Source organism: Streptococcus thalassemiae, assembly GCF_903645285.1.
Taxonomy (GTDB): Bacteria; Bacillota; Bacilli; order Lactobacillales; family Streptococcaceae; genus Streptococcus; species Streptococcus thalassemiae.
In genome coordinates this window covers 52,489-71,771 of sequence record NZ_CAHJXN010000004.1, presented here as the reverse complement: position 1 = coordinate 71,771, position 19,283 = coordinate 52,489, and the positions used below count along the sequence as shown (strand labels likewise).

Sequence of the window (19,283 nt, the reverse complement as noted above, 5' to 3'; positions counted from 1 at the left end):
ATTAGGAAAGGAAAATTGATTTATAGAAATATTTTAGCAGTTGATGCGTACTGTTATAGATTCAACGCACTATAAAATCTGAAGAAAGCAATTTTTAACCAGATCTTAGAAGCAGTTGTGTACTACTCTAACTTCAATAGACTATATCATATAGATAAAAAACAACTCCTTGATGATTCAAGGAGTTGTCTATAGTTAAATTAGTTTTTAGAAGCTTCTTGGAATTCTGGGTTTTTCCATGCTTCGTCAATAATAGCTTGCAATTCTTTAGCAGATGCTTGCATTTTTTGAGTTTCTGCGTCGTTCAATGGGATATTTACTGGACGAACGATACCATGTGCACCAACAACAGCTGGTTGACCGATAAAGACGTTCTCAACTCCGTATTGACCTTCTTGGAATACTGAAAGTGGAAGTACTGCGTTTTCATCGTCAAGGATTGCTTTAGTGATACGAGCAAGGGCTACTGCGATACCGTAGTATGTTGCACCTTTTTTGTTGATGATTGTGTAGGCTGCATCACGAACACCTTCAAACAATTCAATCAATTCAGCTTCTTGAACATTTTGAGTGTCTTTAAGGAATTCTTCAAGGTTTACACCAGCGATGTTAGCGTGTGACCAAACAGCGAACTCAGAGTCACCGTGTTCACCCATGATGTAGGCGTGCACTGAACGAGCATCCACATCTAATTTTTCAGCAAGTGCTTGACGGAAACGAGCTGAGTCAAGTGAAGTACCTGAACCGATAACGCGTTCTTTAGGGAAACCAGAGAATTTCCAAGTTGAGTAAGTCAAAACGTCAACTGGGTTAGCAGCAACAAGGAAGATACCTTTGAAACCTGATTCAACAACTTGAGTTACGATTGATTTGTTGATAGCAAGGTTTTTACCTACAAGGTCAAGACGTGTTTCACCTGGTTTTTGAGGAGCACCTGCAGTGATTACAACAAGGTCAGCGTCTGCACAGTCAGAGTATTGAGCTGCATAGATTTTTTTAGGTGAAGTAAAGGCAAGGGCGTGACTAAGGTCAAGCGCGTCACCAACAGCTTTTTCATGCAATTGTGGAATTTCGATAATTCCAAGCTCTTGTGCAATTCCTTGGTTAACCAGTGCAAAAGCGTAAGATGAACCTACAGCACCATCACCGACAAGGATAACTTTTTTGTGTTGTTTAGTTGAAGTCATTGTTCTAAACATCTCCTTAATTTTATTAGGGGATTTTCCCCAGATAACTTCATTCTATCACTTTTAAAAAACTTTGTCACGAATATGCCTTATAGTTCTCAATGTAAACGTTTTAGTGGTTTAGAGGCTGAAATAGATGGGAATTTATGGTATAATGTTGTTACTTACTAATTGTGAAATGAGGCATTTATTAATGCAGGATAAAAATTTAGTGAATGTCAATCTGACAAAGGAGATGAAGACGAGCTTTATCGATTACGCCATGAGTGTTATCGTAGCCCGGGCTCTTCCTGATGTTCGAGATGGCTTGAAACCGGTTCACCGTCGGATTCTCTATGGAATGAATGAATTGGGTGTTACTCCAGACAAACCTCATAAAAAATCTGCTCGTATTACAGGGGACGTCATGGGTAAATACCACCCACACGGGGATTCCTCTATCTATGAAGCCATGGTTCGTATGGCTCAATGGTGGAGCTACCGTTACATGCTTGTAGATGGGCATGGGAACTTTGGTTCCATGGATGGTGATGGTGCTGCCGCCCAGCGTTACACTGAGGCACGTATGAGCAAGATTGCTCTGGAGATGCTTCGTGATATCAATAAAAATACAGTTGATTTCGTTGATAACTATGATGCCAATGAACGTGAACCCTTGGTCTTGCCAGCTCGTTTTCCAAACCTTTTGGTCAATGGAGCAACTGGTATTGCCGTTGGGATGGCGACCAATATTCCACCTCACAACTTGGGTGAAACCATTGATGCAGTGAAGTTGGTCATGGATCATCCTGAAGTGACTACCAAGGACTTGATGGAAGTCTTGCCTGGGCCAGATTTTCCAACAGGTGCCCTTGTCATGGGGAAATCAGGTATCCATAAGGCTTACGAAACAGGTAAAGGTTCGATTGTTCTTCGTTCTCGTACTGAAATCGAAGAAACTAAGACTGGCCGTGAGCGCATTGTTGTAACAGAATTTCCTTATATGGTCAACAAAACCAAGGTGCATGAGCATATTGTTCGTTTGGTTCAGGAAAAACGCATTGAGGGGATCACAGCGGTTCGTGATGAGTCAAACCGTGAAGGTGTTCGATTTGTTATTGAAGTCAAGCGCGATGCCTCAGCCAATGTTATCCTCAATAACCTCTTTAAGATGACCCAGATGCAAACCAACTTTGGTTTCAATATGCTTGCTATCCAAAATGGTGTACCGAAGATTTTGTCCCTTCGTCAGATTTTGGATGCTTATATCGAGCACCAAAAAGAAGTAGTTGTTCGTCGTACCCGTTTTGATAAGGAAAAAGCGGAAGCACGCGCTCATATCTTAGAAGGTCTCTTAATTGCGCTAGACCATATCGATGAAGTGATTCGTATTATCCGTGCTAGTGAAACGGATGCGGAAGCGCAAGCCGAGTTGATGAGTAAGTTCAAGCTGTCTGAACGTCAAAGTCAGGCTATCCTAGATATGCGTCTTCGTCGTTTGACAGGTTTGGAACGCGATAAGATTCAGTCTGAGTATGATGACCTCTTAGCTCTGATTGCGGATTTGGCGGATATTCTTGCTAAGCCAGAACGTGTTTCTCAAATTATCAAAGACGAATTAGATGAAGTTAAACGTAAATTTTCCGATAAACGCCGTACAGAGTTGATGATCGGTGAAGTCTTGAGTCTTGAAGATGAAGATTTGATTGAAGAATCGGATGTCTTGATTACCCTTTCTAACAAGGGATACATTAAACGTCTGGACCAAGCTGAGTTTACTGCTCAAAAACGTGGTGGCCGCGGTGTTCAAGGTACAGGCGTTAAGGATGACGATTTTGTCCGAGAGTTAGTGTCAACTAGCACTCATGATCACCTGCTCTTCTTCACAAATAAAGGACGTGTCTATCGCCTGAAAGGTTATGAAATTCCTGAGTATGGTCGGACGGCCAAAGGGCTACCAGTAGTCAATCTCTTGAAATTGGATGAAGACGAAAGTATTCAGACGGTTATCAATGTTGAGTCTGATCGCAGTGATGATGCTTATCTCTTCTTTACAACCCGTCACGGTATTGTGAAGAGAACCAGTGTTAAGGAATTTGCCAATATTCGTCAAAATGGTCTCAAAGCGCTGAATCTAAAGGATGAAGATGAGTTAATCAATGTCTTGTTGACGGAAGAAGATACGGATATTATCATTGGTACCAAGTTTGGTTATGCAGTTCGTTTTAATCAATCAGCCGTTCGTGGTATGAGCCGTATCGCCACTGGTGTGAAAGGTGTTAACCTTCGTGAAGGAGACACAGTTGTTGGTGCCAGCTTGATTACTGATCAAGATGAGGTTCTTATTATCACAGAAAAAGGATATGGTAAGCGTACAGTCGCTACTGAATACCCAACAAAAGGTCGTGGTGGTAAGGGAATGCAGACAGCTAAAATTACCGAAAAAAATGGCTTACTGGCCGGTCTTATGACTGTTCAAGGGGATGAGGATTTGATGATTATCACTGATACAGGTGTCATGATTCGAACCAATCTTGCCAATATTTCACAAACAGGACGCGCAACTATGGGAGTTAAAGTAATGCGCCTGGATCAAGATGCTCAGATAGTGACCTTCACAACGGTTGCAGCGGCAGAAAAAGAAGAAGTTGGGACAGAAAATGAAACAGAAGGTGAAGCATAATGTCTCAAAAAAATAATAAAAAGAAAAACAAACGAAAAAATCTGCTGACAAATATCCTAGCAGGATTTCTGATATTACTGTCACTGGCTTTGATTTTTAATGCGCAAATTCGAAATATTTTCATGGTCTGGAATACCAATAAGTATCAAGTTAGCCAGGTATCAAAAGAAAAAATAGAAGAAAATCAGGATACAGAAGGAAATTTTGATTTTGATTCGGTCAAAGCGATCTCTTCGGAAGCTGTTCTAGCTTCTCAATGGGATGCTCAAAAATTACCAGTTATTGGGGGAATTGCAATTCCTGAATTGGAAATGAATTTGCCGATTTTTAAAGGACTTGATAATGTTAATCTCTTCTACGGCGCTGGTACAATGAAACGCGAGCAAGTAATGGGAGAAGGAAATTATAGTCTAGCTAGTCATCATATTTTTGGGGTCGATAATGCTAATAAAATGTTATTTTCTCCTTTGGATAACGCTAAAAATGGTATGAAGATTTATCTAACTGATAAAAATAAAGTTTATACCTATGAAATCCGTGAAGTCAAACGTGTGACACCGGATCGTGTTGATGAAGTTGATGATAGAGATGGGGTCAATGAAATCACATTAGTAACCTGTGAAGACCTTGCTGCTACAGAACGTATTATTGTAAAAGGTGATTTGAAAGAAACAAAAGATTATTCACAAACATCTGATGAAATCCTAACAGCTTTCAATCAACCATATAAACAATTTTATTAGTACAAATCAGTGAAATCCAGAATTTCACTGATTTTTTTAAGATTTTCATAAAAATAAACTTTTATGAAACACAGAAAACGCTTCCTTAATTCTAAAGTTTGTGATATAATTATCAAGAAAAAAGATTTAGGAGTTTATTATGGTTTCATCAGAATTTATCTCAAAGATTGAATTTGCTTGCAAGAAGAAAGAAAGTCTTTATAGTCAAAGCAAATTTAAGTATGCGATTCGTTCTATGTTCGCGGGTGCATTTTTAACCTTCAGTACTGCTGCTGGTGCAGTTGGGGCTGACTTGATTAATAAAATTGCACCAGGTAGTGGACGTTTCCTCTTCCCCTTTGTTTTTGCTTGGGGTTTGGCCTACATTGTTTTCTTGAATGCCGAGTTGGTAACATCAAACATGACGTTCTTGACTGCAGGTAGTTTCTTGAAAAAAATCTCTTGGAGAAAAACAGCTGAGATTTTACTTTACTGTACCTTGTTCAACCTTATCGGGGCCTTGATAGCCGGTTGGGGATTTGCTCATTCAGCAGCCTATGCACATCTGACTCACGATAGCTTTATTTCAGGTGTTGTTGAGATGAAGTTAGGCCGCTCAAATGAATTGGTCTTGCTTGAGGCGATTTTGGCAAATATTTTCGTAAATATTGCGATTCTTTCATTTGTTTTGGTCAAAGATGGTGGTGCCAAACTTTGGCTTGTGTTGTCAGCGATTTACATGTTTGTATTCTTAACAAACGAGCACATTGCGGCGAACTTTGCTTCTTTCGCGATTGTGAAATTCAGTGTTGCTGCTGACTCAATTGCTAATTTCGGTGTTGGAAATATGCTTCGCCACTGGGGTGTAACCTTCGTTGGAAACTTTATCGGAGGAGGTCTTTTGATGGGGCTTCCATATGCCTTCCTCAATAAAAACGAAGATACTTATGTAGATTAAGAAAATGAGCACGATTGAGTCGTGCTTTTTTCATTTTCAAAATAAGGTAATAGCTATTTCTTATATCAAAATATAGAAAACTGATATTTGTAAACTATAACTCAAGGTGCTACAATATCCTTAATCAAACTATATGGAGGTCGCCTTATGACTCGTGATTTTAAATTTGAAACCCTACAATTACATGCTGGACAAGTAGTTGATCCAGCGACCAAATCTCGTGCAGTACCTATTTATCAAACAACATCCTTCGTTTTTGATGACACGCAGGAAGGTGCAGATCTTTTTGCCTTGAGAAAACCAGGGAACATTTATACTCGCATCACCAATCCTACAACGGCTGCTCTTGAAGAAAGAATTGCAGCTCTCGAAGGTGGTGTCGGAGCTCTTGCAACAGCATCAGGTATGGCCGCAGTGACTTATACGATTTTGGCTCTTGCTCATGCAGGTGACCATATAGTGGCTGCTTCGACTATTTACGGTGGAACCTTCAATCTCTTGAAAGAAACCCTTCCTCGTTATGGGATCACAACAACCTTTGTCGATGTGGATAATTTGGAGGAAGTAGAAGAAGCTATCAATGACAATACCAAGCTTGTCTTGATTGAAACCTTGGGCAATCCCTTGATTAACATTCCTGACTTGGAAAAATTGGCTGAGATTGCTCATAAACACCAGATTCCACTAGTTTCGGATAATACCTTTGCAACACCTTATTTGATTAACGTTTTTTCTCACGGTGTCGATATTGCCATTCACTCTGCGACTAAGTTTATCGGTGGGCATGGTACAACTATTGGAGGAGTGATTGTCGATAGCGGGCGTTTTGACTGGGCGACTTCAGGAAAATTCCCTCAATTTGTTGAGGAAGATCCAAGCTACCACAATTTGAGCTATACTCGTGATGTGGGTGCAGCAGCCTTTATTATCGCTGTCCGTGTCCAATTGCTTCGTGATACAGGTGCAGCCTTGTCGCCATTTAATGCCTTCTTGTTACTCCAAGGACTGGAAACCCTTTCACTTCGTGTCGAACGTCATGTGCAAAATGCAGAGAAAATTGTTGATTTCCTTGTCAACCATCCTAAGGTAGAAAAGGTAAACTATCCAAAACTTGCAGACAGTCCTTATCATGCCTTGGCTGAGAAATACTTGCCAAAAGGTGTGGGCTCAATCTTTACTTTCCATGTCAAAGGTGGGGAGGCAGAAGCACGCAAGGTTATTGATAATTTGGAAATCTTCTCTGACCTTGCAAATGTGGCAGATGCCAAGTCTCTTGTTGTTCACCCAGCAACAACTACTCACGGTCAATTGTCAGAAAAAGACTTAGAAGCAGCAGGTGTCACACCAAACCAAATTCGTTTGTCTATCGGACTTGAAAATGTAGATGATTTGATTGAAGATTTGCGCTTGGCCTTGGAAAAAATTTAAAGTAAAAGAAGATAAACAGTGGGTTTCGACTCACTGTTTTTGATTTTCCCTCAGGCATGATATAATGGTTACAGAAGTCTAGAAAGAGGAACGATATGAACGAAATCAAATGCCCCAACTGTGGGGAAGTCTTTACAGTAAATGAAAGTCAGTATGCTGAACTTTTATCCCAAGTGAGAACAGCAGAGTTTGATAAGGAATTGCACGATCGCATGAAGCAGGAACTGGCTTTGGCTGAGCAAAAGGCCATGAATGAACAACAGTCTAAACTAGCTCAGAAGGATCAAGAAATTGCGCAATTACAGAGTCAAATCCAAAATTTTGATACAGAAAAAGAATTGGCCAAGAAAGAGGTTGAACAGACAAGCCATGAGGCTCTCTTGGCCAAGGACAAGGAAGTACAGGCCTTGGAAAACCAATTGGTCACCTTGCGTTTAGAGCATGAAAATCAACTGCAAAAGACACTTTCTGACCTAGAAAAAGAACGGGATCAGGTTAAAAACCAACTGCTTTTGCAGGAAAAGGAAAATGAATTATCTTTGGCTTCTGTTAAGCAAAACTACGAAGCCCAGCTCAAGGCAGCCAGTGAACAAGTCGAGTTTTATAAGAATTTCAAAGCTCAACAATCCACAAAAGCGATTGGGGAAAGCCTAGAACACTATGCGGAAAGTGAGTTTAACAAGGTACGTAGTTTTGCCTTCCCAAATGCTTACTTTGAGAAGGATAACAAGGTTTCAGCGCGTGGGTCTAAGGGTGACTTTATCTTCCGGGAGTGTGATGAAAATGGAGTAGAGATTATATCCATTATGTTTGAGATGAAAAATGAAGCTGACGGGACAGAGAAGAAGCACAAGAATGCAGATTTTTACAAGGAATTGGACAAGGACCGTCGGGAGAAGAACTGTGAATATGCGGTTTTGGTAACCATGCTTGAGGCCGATAATGATTACTTTAATACAGGGATTGTTGACGTCAGTCACGAGTATGAAAAGATGTATGTGGTCCGTCCTCAATTCTTTATTCAGTTGATTGGGCTCTTGCGTAATGCGGCGCTTAATTCTCTAAAATATAAGCAGGAGTTGGCCTTGGTTCGCGAACAAAATATTGACATTACACATTTTGAGGAAGATTTGGATGCCTTTAAACTAGCCTTTGCTAAGAACTATAATTCAGCTTCGACCAACTTTGGTAAAGCTATCGATGAAATCGACAAGGCCATCAAACGCATGGAAGAGGTTAAGAAGTTCCTAACCACATCCGAAAACCAACTCCGTCTAGCTAACAACAAATTGGAAGATGTCTCTGTTAAAAAATTGACCCGAAAAAATCCAACCATGAAAGCGAAGTTTGAAGCACTGAAGGGGGAGTAGAAAGTAACATATGAATGGTATTATCAACTTAAAAAAAGAAGCGGGTATGACCTCGCATGATGCGGTTTTTAAACTGCGTAAGATTTTGGGAACCAAGAAAATTGGTCATGGTGGGACCTTGGATCCGGATGTAGTGGGCGTTTTGCCTATTGCGGTTGGCAAGGCGACACGCATGGTCGAGTTCATGCAGGATGAGGGCAAGGTCTATGAGGGGGAAATCACTCTTGGCTATTCAACGACGACAGAGGATGCTAGTGGGGAAGTGGTCGCTGAGACACCTATTTTGTCGCACTTGGATGAAAAGCTTGTTGATGAAGCAATCGCCAATCTGACTGGGCCTATTACTCAGATTCCGCCTATGTATTCAGCTGTCAAGGTCAATGGTCGTAAGCTTTATGAGTATGCGCGTGCTGGCCAAGAAGTGGAGCGTCCAGAGCGTCAGGTGACCATTTATCAATTTGAGCGAACAAGTCCTATTTCTTATGAGGGCCATTTGGCACGTTTTACTTTTCGAGTAAAATGCAGTAAAGGGACTTATATCCGTACCTTGTCGGTTGACTTGGGAGAAAAATTGGGCTATGCGGCTCATATGTCACATCTGACACGGACTAGTGCAGCAGGTTTGCAACTAGAAGATGCTCTTACCTTGGAAGAAATTGCTGAAAAAGTGGAGGCTGGCCAATTGGACTTTCTCCATCCTCTAGAGATTGGGACAGGGGACCTCGTCAAAGTTTTTCTAAGTCCAGAAGAGGCTACAGAAGTGCGCTTTGGTCGCTTTATCGAGCTCGACCAAACAGACAAAGAACTGGCTGCTTTTGAAGGCGATACATTGCTAGCCATTCTAGAAAAACGGGACAAACTCTACAAGCCAAGGAAGGTTTTTAGCTAGTCTAACTGGGGTGTAGGGAGTGTTGTTTCCCCTAGACTATCCAAATCAGACTATAAATTTTGCAAAAAATGTGATAGAATAGACGACGGATAAAAAAACGGAGGATAGCATGCAAAATAGACCAATCATTATCGGAGTGACAGGTGGTTCTGGTGGAGGTAAGACCAGTGTTTCAAGAGCCATTTTATCGCATTTTCCTGATGAAAAGATTTCCATGATTGAGCATGATTCATACTACAAGGATCAGTCTCATTTGACCTTTGAAGAGCGTGTCAAAACCAACTATGACCATCCTTTTGCCTTTGATACAGACTTGATGATTGAGCAGATTAAGGAATTGTTGGCAGGGCGTCCGGTGGACATCCCGACTTATGACTATACAGAACATACACGGAGTAGCAAGACCTATCGTCAGGAGCCTCAAGATGTCTTTATCGTTGAGGGGATTTTGGTTTTGGAGGACAAGCGTCTGCGCGATTTGATGGATATCAAGATTTTTGTGGATACGGATGATGATGTGCGCATTATTCGTCGTATCAAGCGCGATATGGAAGAACGTGGCCGCAGCCTTGATAGCGTTATTGACCAGTACTTAGGTGTAGTTAAACCAATGTACCACCAGTTTATCGAACCAACCAAGCGTTATGCTGATATCGTCATTCCTGAAGGGGTCAGCAATACAGTTGCTATTGACCTGTTGACGACCAAAATTGCAAAGATTTTGGAAGAAGCTCGAAATAGTAAATAATCAGACGTGGAGGCCTTGCCTCCTTTTTCTATTTTTCACTCATAATGGTACATAAATGGAGATTTTTAGGCATATTTTTGGTATAATAATACCCATGAAAGAGCAAGAAAATGAGTAGTAGGTGGAGATGGAAAAGTATTTATCGGTAACAACTTTGACCAAGTATCTGAAAATGAAATTCGATAAAGACCCTTACTTGGAACGGGTCTATTTAACTGGTCAAGTTTCCAACTTTCGTAAACGACCTACTCACCAATATTTCTCCCTAAAGGATGACCATGCAGTTATTCAAGCGACTATTTGGTCTGGGATTTATCAGAAATTAGGTTTCGACCTGGAGGAAGGGATGAAGATCAATGTGATTGGGCGTGTGCAGGTTTATGAACCGAGCGGTAGCTACTCCATCATCATTGAAAAAGCTGAGCCTGATGGGGTTGGTGCGCTTGCGATTCAGTTTGAACAACTCAAGAAAAAATTGACAGAAGAAGGCCTGTTTCAAGAACGTTTCAAGCAACCTCTGCCCCAATTTTCTAAGAGAATTGGTGTAGTAACCAGTCGCAGTGGAGCCGTTATTCGAGATATTATCACGACCGTCAGCAGGCGCTTTCCAGGTGTAGATATCCTTCTCTATCCGACTAAGGTTCAAGGAGATGGAGCAGCAGAAGAAATTGCTCGAAATATTGCGCGTGCTAATCAACGAGACGGTTTGGACTTGCTGATTATTGGTCGTGGTGGTGGTTCTATCGAGGATCTTTGGGCCTTTAACGAAGAAATTGTGGTACGAGCTATTTTTGAGTCTCGTTTGCCAGTTATTTCTAGTGTGGGGCATGAGACAGATGTGACCTTGGCAGATTTTGTGGCAGATCGCCGCGCTGCCACACCAACAGCTGCTGCTGAACTAGCAACACCTGTGACCAAGTTGGATCTATTAGCTCATTTGCAAAATCAGGAAAAGCGGATGGCAACAGCAGTCCGAAATGTCCTATCTAAGAAACAAGAAGCTTTGAAAAAATGCAGTCAGTCAGTTATCTTTAGACAGCCAGAGCGCTTGTATGATGGCTATTTGCAACGCTTGGATCAACTGCAACTGCGCTTAAAACAAAGTTTACGTACACGGATTTCTGATAACAAACAAGTCGTCCAAGCAAGGACGCATCGACTGGTTCAGTTATCACCTGTTACCAAAATCCAACGTTATCAAGACCGTCTTGGTCAGCTGGATAAGCTCCTCCGTAGCCAAATGGCGCTGGTTTATGATGCCAAGGTTGCTGAAGTCAAGCGACTTTCAGAAGCCTTGTTGATGTTGGATACCAGTCGAATCGTGGCGCGTGGCTATGCTATTGTCAAAAAAGAAGAGTCCGTGGTTGATTCGGTTGAGAGTTTGAAGAAAAAAGATCAAGTAACGCTTTTGATGCGAGATGGTCAAGTAGAATTAGAGGTTAAAGATGTCAAAACAAAAGAAATTTGAGGAAAATCTAGCAGAACTGGAGACCATTGTCCAAAGTTTGGAAAATGGTGAGATTGCTCTGGAAGATGCGATTGCTGCCTTTCAAAAGGGTATAGTCTTGTCAAAAGAGCTCCAAGCGACGCTGGACAAGGCTGAAAAGACCTTGGTCAAGGTCATGCAAGAAGACGGAACAGAAAGTGATTTTGAATGAAGAAGCAAGAAAAATTAGCTCTTGTTGAGTCGGCTTTGGAAGATTTTTATGGAGACCAGCAGTTTGCCTCTAGTTTGCGAGAGTCTGTTCTCTATTCCATTCATGCTGGTGGCAAGAGAATTCGGCCTTTTCTCTTGCTAGAAGTTCTGGAAGCCTTGCAAGTTGCTATCAAACCTGCTCACGCGCAGGTGGCCGCTGCCTTGGAAATGATTCATACAGGGAGTTTGATTCACGATGACCTTCCTGCCATGGATGATGATGATTACCGTCGGGGGCGCTTGACCAACCATAAGAAATTCGGTGAAGCTATGGCCATTTTGGCTGGAGATGCTTTATTCTTGGACCCCTATGCCTTGATAGCGCAGGCAGATTTGCCAAGTCAGATAAAGGTAGACTTGATTGCCAATTTATCTCTTGCTTCAGGAAGTCTAGGCATGGTGGCAGGGCAAGTTTTGGATATGGAAGGTGAACACCAGCATTTGTCTTTGGAAGAACTTCAGACGATTCATGCTAATAAGACTGGAAAACTATTAGCTTATCCCTTCCAAGCAGCTGCTATTATAGCCGAATTGGCACCTGAGATGCAGGCAAAACTGAAAACTGTTGGTGCATTGATTGGTCTTGCTTTTCAAGTTCGAGATGATGTGCTAGATGTGACAGCTAGTTTTGAGGAAATCGGCAAGACTCCTCAAAAGGATTTGCAGGCTGAAAAGTCAACCTATCCAGCCTTGTTGGGCTTGGAAGAGGCCATTGCCTTTTGTAACCAAACCTTGGATCAAGCTAATGCAAAACTAGAGGAAATTGCTCAGCAGGTTCCCTTTGAAACAGAATCAATTGTAAGTGTAGTAGAAAGTTTGAGAATCAATGGCTAAGGAAAGAGTGGATGTACTAGCTTATAAACAGGGCTTGTTTGAAACGCGAGAACAGGCCAAGCGCGGTGTCATGGCTGGACTAGTCGTAGCAGTCCTGAATGGAGAACGGTTTGATAAACCAGGAGAGAAAATCCCGGACGACACCGAGCTAAAACTCAAGGGTGAAAAACTCAAGTATGTCAGCCGTGGTGGCTTGAAATTAGAAAAGGCCTTGCAGGTATTTGATTTGTCAGTTGATGGAGCGACCACGATTGATATCGGTGCTTCTACTGGAGGCTTTACCGATGTCATGTTGCAGAATGGTGCTGAGTTAGTCTTTGCAGTTGATGTCGGCACCAATCAGTTGGCTTGGAAACTACGCCAAGACCCACGAGTGGTCAGCATGGAGCAGTTCAATTTTCGTTATGCAGAAAAGACTGATTTTGAAAAGGAACCGAGCTTTGCCAGTATTGACGTGAGTTTCATTTCCCTCAGTCTGATTCTTCCGGCCTTGCACCGTGTCTTGGCTAATCAGGGTCAGGTTGTGGCTTTGGTTAAGCCCCAGTTTGAGGCAGGACGTGAGCAGATTGGGAAAAATGGAATTATTCGCGATGCCAAGGTCCATCAGAATGTTCTTGAATCTGTAACAGCTATGGCAGTAGAGGAAGGTTTTTCAGTCCTTGGTTTGGACTTTTCTCCCATCCAAGGTGGTCATGGGAATATTGAGTTTTTAGCGTATTTGAAAAAAGAAGAGTCAGCAGGCAATCAGATTCTTGCTGATATTGAAGAAGTAGTAGAGAGGGCGCATAGTCAATTTAAAAATGAATAAAAAAGAGAGACTTGAAAAAATTAGACGATTTGTGACAGATTATCAAATCGGTACACAAGAAGAAATTGTAGAACATTTGAAAGAGGCAGGGATCACTGCCACTCAGGCAACTGTATCCCGAGATATTAAAGAATTAGGTATTGTCAAAATTCCTTTGAGAGACAACACCTATGTCTACGAATTACCAAAATCAATCGTGAAAAGTTTGCAACTGGCTGAAGATAATATTGAGTCAGCTGAATTGATGGACAAGATGATCAATCTCCAAGTGATTCCAGGAAATACAGCTTTTGTAAAAGCTCAGTTAATTGAGACTTTTGCGGACAAGATTTTCAGCTGTTTAGCTGATGATAGTTCGATTTTAGTCATTGCCAGAAGTGAAAGTCTAGCTGAGGAAATCTTTGAACAAGTAAAAAATTGGTAGGTCTATATGTTACTTGAAATTTCGATAAAAAACTTTGCCATTATTGAGGCTATTTCCCTCAATTTTGAAAAGGGGATGACTGTCCTGACTGGTGAAACGGGTGCAGGGAAGTCGATTATCATTGATGCCATGAATATGATGTTGGGAGCTCGTGCGACGACAGATGTTATTCGTCATGGTGCGCCAAAGGCAGAGATTGAGGGGCTTTTCTCAGTTGAGAATAGTCGCCTTTTACAGGAAATTTTTGATGAGCAAGGTTTAGAATTGGGTGATGAAATTATCATTCGTCGGGAAATCTTGCAAAATGGTCGGAGTATTAGTCGTGTCAATGGCCAGATGGTTAATCTGTCTGTTTTGCGTGCTATTGGACAACATCTTGTGGATATTCATGGTCAACATGACCAAGAAGAGTTAATGCGTCCCCAACTGCATATCCAGATGCTGGATGAATTTGGCGATGCATCTTTTTGGGACTTGAAAGAAACCTATCAAACGAGTTTTGATGCCTACCGTAAAATGCGTAAGCAGGTTCTGGAAGTCAAGAAAAACCAACAGGAACACAAGGCACGTATTGAAATGTTGGAATTTCAAATGGCAGAGATAGAGGCGGCAAACTTGCAGGCAGGGGAAGACTTGGCTCTTAACCAAGAGCGAGATAAACTTCTCAACCATAAAAATATTGCGGATACACTGACTAATGCCTACAGTATGTTGGACAATGAAGACTTTTCAAGTCTGGCCAATGTTCGTTCAGCCATGAATGACATGGAAAGTGTTGAAGAGTATGACCCTGAGTACCGTGAAATTTCAAGTTCTCTGTCTGAGACCTACTATGTCTTAGAAGACATTAGCAAGCGTTTAGAAGCTATCATTGAGGACCTTGATTTTGACGGCAATCGTCTCATGCAGGTCGAGAATCGTTTGGATCTCCTTCATACCATTACGCGTAAGTATGGTGGGACTGTAGACGATGTCTTGCTTTATTTTGCAAAGATTACGGAAGAATACAATCTCTTGACAGGAAATAGCCTTTCGTCTGAGGACATGGAAGCAGAGCTTAAGAAATTGGAAGTCAATCTTGTTGATTTGGCAGGTCAGCTTGCATCTGCTCGTCATGACTTGGCTCAGCAGCTCGAAGCAGAGATTAAACAAGAACTGCAAGATCTTTATATGGAAAAAGCCCAGTTTCAGGTTCGTTTTAACAAGGGCAAATTCAGTCGTGAAGGCAATGAAATGGTCGAGTTTTACATTTCAACCAACCCTGGCGAAGACTTTAAACCCTTGGTCAGGGTTGCTTCTGGTGGGGAATTATCTCGTCTCATGCTAGCCATTAAGTCTGCCTTTTCTCGTAAAGAGGGTAAGACTAGTATTGTCTTTGATGAGGTGGATACAGGAGTTTCAGGTCGTGTAGCTCAGGCTATTGCACAGAAGATTCACAAGATTGGTCAGCATGGGCAGGTTCTAGCTATTTCCCATTTACCACAAGTGATTGCGATTGCGGATTATCAATTCTTTATTGAGAAGATTAGTAATGACCATTCAACGGTTTCAACTGCTCGTCTCTTGACGGTTGAAGAGCGAGTGGAAGAAGTTGCCAAGATGCTGGCAGGTGATGATGTGACGGAAGCAGCCCTGACGCAAGCCAGAGAATTGTTGAGAAACAGGGAGAAATAAGATGACAGGCTATTATGTAATTGGAGATGTTCATGGAAAAGCTGGGATGCTGGAAGACCTTCTCAAAACATGGGATGGTCAGACCCAGTTGCTCTTTCTAGGCGATTTGATTGACCGTGGTGAAGATAGTCGCCGTGTCCTTGAAATGGTCAAGGACTTGGTGGACAATCAAGGGGCTATCTGTTTGTCAGGGAACCACGAGTATATGTTTTTGACTTGGCTTGATAACCCAGAAGAAAGCTATGACCACTATCGTCGCAATGGTGGAGATACAACCATTAACTCTATCCTAGGTCGTCCCTTGGATGCACCAGTTGATGGGGTCGAGGATGCCAAGCGTGTTGCTACTGAAGCAGCAGACTTGGTCGAATTTATTCGTCAAATGCCTTTTGTGGTAGAGACAGATAAGTATATCTTTGTTCATGCAGGTATTGATTTGACCTTGGATGACTGGCATGAAACCACAGATTACAAGAAAGTATGGCTTAGAAAACCGTTCCACGAAGCCAAAAATCATACTGGGAAAACTATTGTTTTTGGTCACACACCGGTTTATGGTTTGTTAAAGCAAGAGCGTGGTACAGCTGAGCTTTGGATTACAGAAGATGGTAAGATTGGGATGGATGGAGGAGCTGTTTATGGTGGTGTCCTTCACGGGATTGTCTTTACAGACCAAGGAATGACAGAACACCACTTTATCGAAAATGACGGCTTTGTTGCTGAAGATTAGTACTCCTAGCAGGGTATGGTCTTGTCAAAATGTCAAAAACAATTTATAATAAATAGATACCCTGAAAGGAAGAGAATCATGAACTTAGAAGAATTGAAAAAACGACAGGAGAAGATCCGTAACTTCTCTATTATCGCCCATATTGACCACGGGAAATCGACTCTAGCAGACCGCATTTTGGAAAAAACAGAGACGGTTTCAAGTCGTGAAATGCAGGCTCAGCTTTTGGATAGCATGGATCTAGAACGGGAACGTGGGATTACCATTAAGTTGAATGCCATCGAGTTGAATTACACTGCCAAAGATGGGGAAACTTATATTTTTCACTTGATTGACACACCGGGGCACGTTGACTTTACCTATGAAGTTTCGCGTTCGCTAGCTGCCTGTGAGGGTGCTGTTTTGGTGGTCGATGCCGCTCAAGGGATTGAGGCTCAAACCCTTGCCAACGTTTATCTAGCCTTGGACAATGATTTGGAAATCATGCCAGTCATTAACAAAATTGACCTACCTGCTGCAGATCCTGAGCGCGTGCGTACGGAGATTGAAGATGTCATTGGTTTGGATGCCAGTGAAGCAGTTTTGGCTTCTGCTAAGGCTGGTATTGGTATAGAGGAAATCCTCGAGCAAATCGTAGAAAAAGTTCCAGCACCAACAGGTAATGTGATGGCGCCACTTAAGGCCTTGATTTTCGACTCAGTTTATGATGCTTATCGTGGGGTTATCCTCCAAGTGCGTGTTATGGACGGGGTTGTTAAACCTGGCGATAAGATTCAGCTCATGAGCAATGGCAAGACTTTTGATGTTACGGAAGTCGGTATTTTTACACCCAAAGCAGTTGGTCGTGATTTTCTTGCGACTGGTGATGTTGGTTATATTGCGGCTTCTATCAAGACTGTTCAGGATACGCGTGTGGGTGATACCGTTACCTTGGCAACCAATCCTGCAGCAGAGCCATTACATGGTTACAAACAGATGAATCCTATGGTTTTTGCGGGTCTCTATCCAATCGAATCAAACAAGTACAATGACCTACGTGAAGCCCTTGAAAAATTGCAGCTGAATGATGCTAGTCTCCAATTTGAACCAGAAACATCTCAGGCACTTGGATTTGGTTTCCGTTGTGGTTTCCTTGGACTTCTCCATATGGATGTTATCCAAGAACGTTTGGAACGTGAGTTCAATATCGATCTCATCATGACAGCTCCATCTGTTATCTATAAGGTTAATCAAACCGACGGTGAGTCAATGGATGTGTCTAACCCATCTGAGTTTCCAGACCCAACTAAGATTGCGACCATTGAAGAGCCTTATGTTAAAGCGCAGATCATGGTACCACAGGAGTTTGTTGGAGCAGTGATGGAGTTGGCACAGCGTAAGCGTGGGGACTTTGTGACGATGGACTATATCGATGATAACCGTGTCAATGTTATCTATCAAATTCCACTTGCTGAAATCGTCTTTGACTTCTTTGATAAACTCAAGTCTTCGACGCGTGGTTATGCAAGCTTTGACTACGAATTGTCAGAGTATCGTCCGTCTAAGCTGGTTAAAATGGACATCCTTCTCAATGGAGACAAGGTGGATGCCCTCAGCTTTATCGTTCACAAGGACTTTGCCTACGAACGTGGGAAACTCATCGTTGATAAACTCAAGAAAATCATCCCTCGTCAACAATTTGAGGTTCCTATCCAAGCAGCAATTGGACACAAAATTGTGGCTCGTACTGATATCAAGGCCCTTCGTAAGAACGTACTTGCTAAATGTTATGGTGGTGACGTTTCTCGTAAACGTAAGCTCCTTGAAAAACAAAAAGCTGGTAAGAAACGTATGAAAGCTATCGGATCAGTTGAAGTCCCACAAGAAGCCTTCCTCAGTGTCTTGAGTATGGATGAAGAATAAGTTATCAGAATTGTTTTTCTTGTTAATAGGAATTTATATAAGAATCAATCGTAAAGTAGGCTTAAATGGTCTGCTTTTTTAGTTTTTATACTCTTCGAAAATCTCTTCAAACCACGTCAGCGTCGCCTTGCTATAGGTATGGTTACTGACTTCGTCAGTTTCATCTACAACCTCAAAACTGTGTTTTGAGCAACCTGCGGCTAGCTTCCTAGTTTGCTCTTTGATTTTCATTGAGTATTAGAACAGAAAAAATGCTGGTAGTATTTGTTTGTGTGTTTATTTTTATATAACAAACTATAAACACAACAAAAATATAAAAAAAGAGACAAAAATCAACAGAAAACTATTGACAACGATTTCATATAGTGTTATACTTATGGCATAAAGTTAATGGAAAGAAGGGAAAAACTTATGGGATTAGATCATTTCTTTGACAAAAACCTTGTGTTTTGCTTAGAAGCGGATAATCAAGAACATCTCTTTGATCAGGTTGCAACTTTATTGGAAGAACGAGAAATCGTAACTCCAACCTATCGTGAAGCCTTGATCACGCGTGAAAAGTCATTTCCAACTGGCTTAGATATGGAATTTTTGGGTAAGGATTTGCCTAATGTGGCTATTCCTCACACAGATATTGTTCATAATCTGGCTGAAAAAGTTGTGGTCGTTCGATTAGAGAAACCGGTGACTTTCCACAATATGATTGCGCCGGATAAGAAAGTAGAAGTATCCTTGCTCTTCTTTATCATCAATAATTCGAGTTCAAGTCAAACAAACATTCTTGCTCAGTTGATGGACTTCTTTACTGGAAATGGTCATCTTGAAGACCTATCAAAAATTTCTGAACCAGAAGCCCTCTATGCTTATATCGCTGAAGCAATCGCTTAATCTTGTCTATTAAAAATATTAAATCGGAGGAGATCCATATGATTAAAATTCTTGCTGCCTGCGGTGCAGGTGTTAACTCAAGCCACCAAATTAAAAGTGCTCTTGAAGAAGAACTTTCAAACCGTGGTTACGATGTGCACTGTGATGCAGTCATGGTCAAAGACGTTAACGAAGACCTTATCAAAGGTTATGACATCTTCACACCAATTGCTGCGACAGACCTTGGTTTTGACCCAGGTATTCCAGTTATCGAAGCTGGACCAATCTTATTCCGTATCCCAGCTATGAGTGCTCCAGTATATGATAATATTGAAGCAGCCATTAAAGAACACGGGTTAAGCTAATTCTAATTTGTTAACATTC

At 41.7% G+C, this 19,283-nt stretch carries 19 protein-coding genes; 17 read left to right on the top strand and 2 right to left on the bottom strand.

Features of this window, described 5'->3' with window-relative positions; translation table 11 throughout:
• Positions 1–200: 200 nt before the first annotated feature.
• Complete coding sequence (locus HWX15_RS07925; RefSeq protein ID WP_000204727.1) at positions 201–1,187, bottom strand: L-lactate dehydrogenase; 987 nt, start codon at positions 1,185–1,187, stop codon at positions 201–203.
• A gap of 193 nt (positions 1,188–1,380) precedes the next feature.
• Here HWX15_RS07925 and gyrA point away from each other — a divergent pair, with 193 nt between their 5' ends.
• From gyrA to lepA, 15 genes are all read left to right on the top strand, one after another.
• Positions 1,381–3,849: a DNA gyrase subunit A gene (gene gyrA, locus HWX15_RS07920; protein ID WP_175880778.1), complete on the top strand. Its 2,469-nt coding sequence runs from the start codon at positions 1,381–1,383 to the stop codon at positions 3,847–3,849.
• The gene (srtA, locus tag HWX15_RS07915; protein ID WP_050261547.1) at positions 3,849–4,592 is read left to right on the top strand and encodes a sortase SrtA; all 744 of its coding nucleotides are present in this window, start codon (positions 3,849–3,851) and stop codon (positions 4,590–4,592) included. The genes gyrA and srtA overlap by 1 nt, the downstream gene beginning before the upstream one ends.
• Positions 4,593–4,731: 139 nt before the next feature.
• Positions 4,732–5,529 (top strand): formate/nitrite transporter family protein, encoded by a 798-nt coding sequence (locus HWX15_RS07910; RefSeq protein WP_175880777.1) that lies wholly within the window; start codon positions 4,732–4,734, stop codon positions 5,527–5,529.
• A 147-nt stretch (positions 5,530–5,676) separates the two neighbouring features.
• Positions 5,677–6,957, top strand: coding sequence for an O-acetylhomoserine aminocarboxypropyltransferase/cysteine synthase family protein (locus HWX15_RS07905; protein WP_175880776.1), 1,281 nt, complete (start codon positions 5,677–5,679; stop codon positions 6,955–6,957).
• A 95-nt stretch (positions 6,958–7,052) separates the two neighbouring features.
• Positions 7,053–8,327: a DUF2130 domain-containing protein gene (locus HWX15_RS07900; RefSeq protein ID WP_175880775.1), complete on the top strand. Its 1,275-nt coding sequence runs from the start codon at positions 7,053–7,055 to the stop codon at positions 8,325–8,327.
• Between the two features lie 10 nt (positions 8,328–8,337).
• Positions 8,338–9,216: a tRNA pseudouridine(55) synthase TruB gene (gene truB / locus HWX15_RS07895; RefSeq protein ID WP_175880774.1), complete on the top strand. Its 879-nt coding sequence runs from the start codon at positions 8,338–8,340 to the stop codon at positions 9,214–9,216.
• A gap of 109 nt (positions 9,217–9,325) precedes the next feature.
• Positions 9,326–9,964: a uridine kinase gene (gene udk / locus HWX15_RS07890; RefSeq protein ID WP_001181376.1), complete on the top strand. Its 639-nt coding sequence runs from the start codon at positions 9,326–9,328 to the stop codon at positions 9,962–9,964.
• Between the two features lie 127 nt (positions 9,965–10,091).
• Positions 10,092–11,432 carry an exodeoxyribonuclease VII large subunit gene (gene xseA / locus HWX15_RS07885; RefSeq protein ID WP_175880773.1) on the top strand — a complete coding sequence of 447 codons (1,341 nt, stop codon included), beginning with the start codon at positions 10,092–10,094 and terminating at the stop codon, positions 11,430–11,432.
• Complete coding sequence (locus HWX15_RS07880) at positions 11,410–11,622, top strand: exodeoxyribonuclease VII small subunit (protein ID WP_175880772.1); 213 nt, start codon at positions 11,410–11,412, stop codon at positions 11,620–11,622. Before xseA ends, HWX15_RS07880 begins: the two co-directional genes overlap by 23 nt.
• The gene (locus HWX15_RS07875; RefSeq protein ID WP_175880771.1) at positions 11,619–12,494 is read left to right on the top strand and encodes a polyprenyl synthetase family protein; all 876 of its coding nucleotides are present in this window, start codon (positions 11,619–11,621) and stop codon (positions 12,492–12,494) included. The genes HWX15_RS07880 and HWX15_RS07875 overlap by 4 nt, the downstream gene beginning before the upstream one ends.
• Positions 12,487–13,302, top strand: coding sequence for a TlyA family RNA methyltransferase (locus HWX15_RS07870; RefSeq protein ID WP_175880770.1), 816 nt, complete (start codon positions 12,487–12,489; stop codon positions 13,300–13,302). The genes HWX15_RS07875 and HWX15_RS07870 overlap by 8 nt, the downstream gene beginning before the upstream one ends.
• Positions 13,295–13,726 carry an arginine repressor gene (locus HWX15_RS07865; protein WP_020900686.1) on the top strand — a complete coding sequence of 144 codons (432 nt, stop codon included), beginning with the start codon at positions 13,295–13,297 and terminating at the stop codon, positions 13,724–13,726. Before HWX15_RS07870 ends, HWX15_RS07865 begins: the two co-directional genes overlap by 8 nt.
• Before the next feature lie 6 nt (positions 13,727–13,732).
• Positions 13,733–15,400 (top strand): DNA repair protein RecN, encoded by a 1,668-nt coding sequence (gene recN, locus HWX15_RS07860; RefSeq protein ID WP_175880769.1) that lies wholly within the window; start codon positions 13,733–13,735, stop codon positions 15,398–15,400.
• Between the two features lies 1 nt (position 15,401).
• Positions 15,402–16,130: a metallophosphoesterase family protein gene (locus HWX15_RS07855; RefSeq protein WP_175880768.1), complete on the top strand. Its 729-nt coding sequence runs from the start codon at positions 15,402–15,404 to the stop codon at positions 16,128–16,130.
• Positions 16,131–16,208: 78 nt separating this feature from the next.
• Entirely contained in the window at positions 16,209–18,032 is a 1,824-nt protein-coding gene (lepA, locus tag HWX15_RS07850) for a translation elongation factor 4 (RefSeq protein WP_175880767.1), read from the top strand.
• Positions 18,033–18,110: 78 nt separating this feature from the next.
• Here the strand turns inward: lepA and HWX15_RS10035 are convergent, their stop codons facing one another.
• Positions 18,111–18,263 carry a hypothetical protein gene (locus tag HWX15_RS10035; RefSeq protein ID WP_050246155.1) on the bottom strand — a complete coding sequence of 51 codons (153 nt, stop codon included), beginning with the start codon at positions 18,261–18,263 and terminating at the stop codon, positions 18,111–18,113.
• 180 nt (positions 18,264–18,443) lie between these two features.
• On the opposite strand from HWX15_RS10035, the gene HWX15_RS07840 reads away from it, so the two are divergent.
• The gene (locus HWX15_RS07840) at positions 18,444–18,920 is read left to right on the top strand and encodes a PTS sugar transporter subunit IIA (protein ID WP_175880766.1); all 477 of its coding nucleotides are present in this window, start codon (positions 18,444–18,446) and stop codon (positions 18,918–18,920) included.
• Positions 18,921–18,958: 38 nt separating this feature from the next.
• Complete coding sequence (locus HWX15_RS07835) at positions 18,959–19,264, top strand: PTS sugar transporter subunit IIB (RefSeq protein ID WP_000590550.1); 306 nt, start codon at positions 18,959–18,961, stop codon at positions 19,262–19,264.
• Positions 19,265–19,283: the final 19 nt, after the last annotated feature.

Bases quoted from the DNA above. Each gene is read 5' to 3' on its own strand.
- HWX15_RS07840 (WP_175880766.1), top strand. From the start codon at position 18,444: ATGGGATTAGATCATTTCTTTGACAAAAACCTTGTGTTTTGCTTAGAA.
- gyrA (WP_175880778.1), top strand. From the start codon at position 1,381: ATGCAGGATAAAAATTTAGTGAATGTCAATCTGACAAAGGAGATGAAG.
- recN (WP_175880769.1), top strand. From the start codon at position 13,733: ATGTTACTTGAAATTTCGATAAAAAACTTTGCCATTATTGAGGCTATT.
- lepA (WP_175880767.1), top strand. From the start codon at position 16,209: ATGAACTTAGAAGAATTGAAAAAACGACAGGAGAAGATCCGTAACTTC.
- HWX15_RS07875 (WP_175880771.1), top strand. From the start codon at position 11,619: ATGAAGAAGCAAGAAAAATTAGCTCTTGTTGAGTCGGCTTTGGAAGAT.
- udk (WP_001181376.1), top strand. From the start codon at position 9,326: ATGCAAAATAGACCAATCATTATCGGAGTGACAGGTGGTTCTGGTGGA.
- HWX15_RS10035 (WP_050246155.1), bottom strand. From the start codon at position 18,263: ATGAAAATCAAAGAGCAAACTAGGAAGCTAGCCGCAGGTTGCTCAAAA.
- HWX15_RS07855 (WP_175880768.1), top strand. From the start codon at position 15,402: ATGACAGGCTATTATGTAATTGGAGATGTTCATGGAAAAGCTGGGATG.
- HWX15_RS07905 (WP_175880776.1), top strand. From the start codon at position 5,677: ATGACTCGTGATTTTAAATTTGAAACCCTACAATTACATGCTGGACAA.
- xseA (WP_175880773.1), top strand. From the start codon at position 10,092: ATGGAAAAGTATTTATCGGTAACAACTTTGACCAAGTATCTGAAAATG.
- HWX15_RS07835 (WP_000590550.1), top strand. From the start codon at position 18,959: ATGATTAAAATTCTTGCTGCCTGCGGTGCAGGTGTTAACTCAAGCCAC.
- srtA (WP_050261547.1), top strand. From the start codon at position 3,849: ATGTCTCAAAAAAATAATAAAAAGAAAAACAAACGAAAAAATCTGCTG.
- truB (WP_175880774.1), top strand. From the start codon at position 8,338: ATGAATGGTATTATCAACTTAAAAAAAGAAGCGGGTATGACCTCGCAT.
- HWX15_RS07865 (WP_020900686.1), top strand. From the start codon at position 13,295: ATGAATAAAAAAGAGAGACTTGAAAAAATTAGACGATTTGTGACAGAT.
- HWX15_RS07880 (WP_175880772.1), top strand. From the start codon at position 11,410: ATGTCAAAACAAAAGAAATTTGAGGAAAATCTAGCAGAACTGGAGACC.
- HWX15_RS07870 (WP_175880770.1), top strand. From the start codon at position 12,487: ATGGCTAAGGAAAGAGTGGATGTACTAGCTTATAAACAGGGCTTGTTT.
- HWX15_RS07910 (WP_175880777.1), top strand. From the start codon at position 4,732: ATGGTTTCATCAGAATTTATCTCAAAGATTGAATTTGCTTGCAAGAAG.
- HWX15_RS07925 (WP_000204727.1), bottom strand. From the start codon at position 1,187: ATGACTTCAACTAAACAACACAAAAAAGTTATCCTTGTCGGTGATGGT.
- HWX15_RS07900 (WP_175880775.1), top strand. From the start codon at position 7,053: ATGAACGAAATCAAATGCCCCAACTGTGGGGAAGTCTTTACAGTAAAT.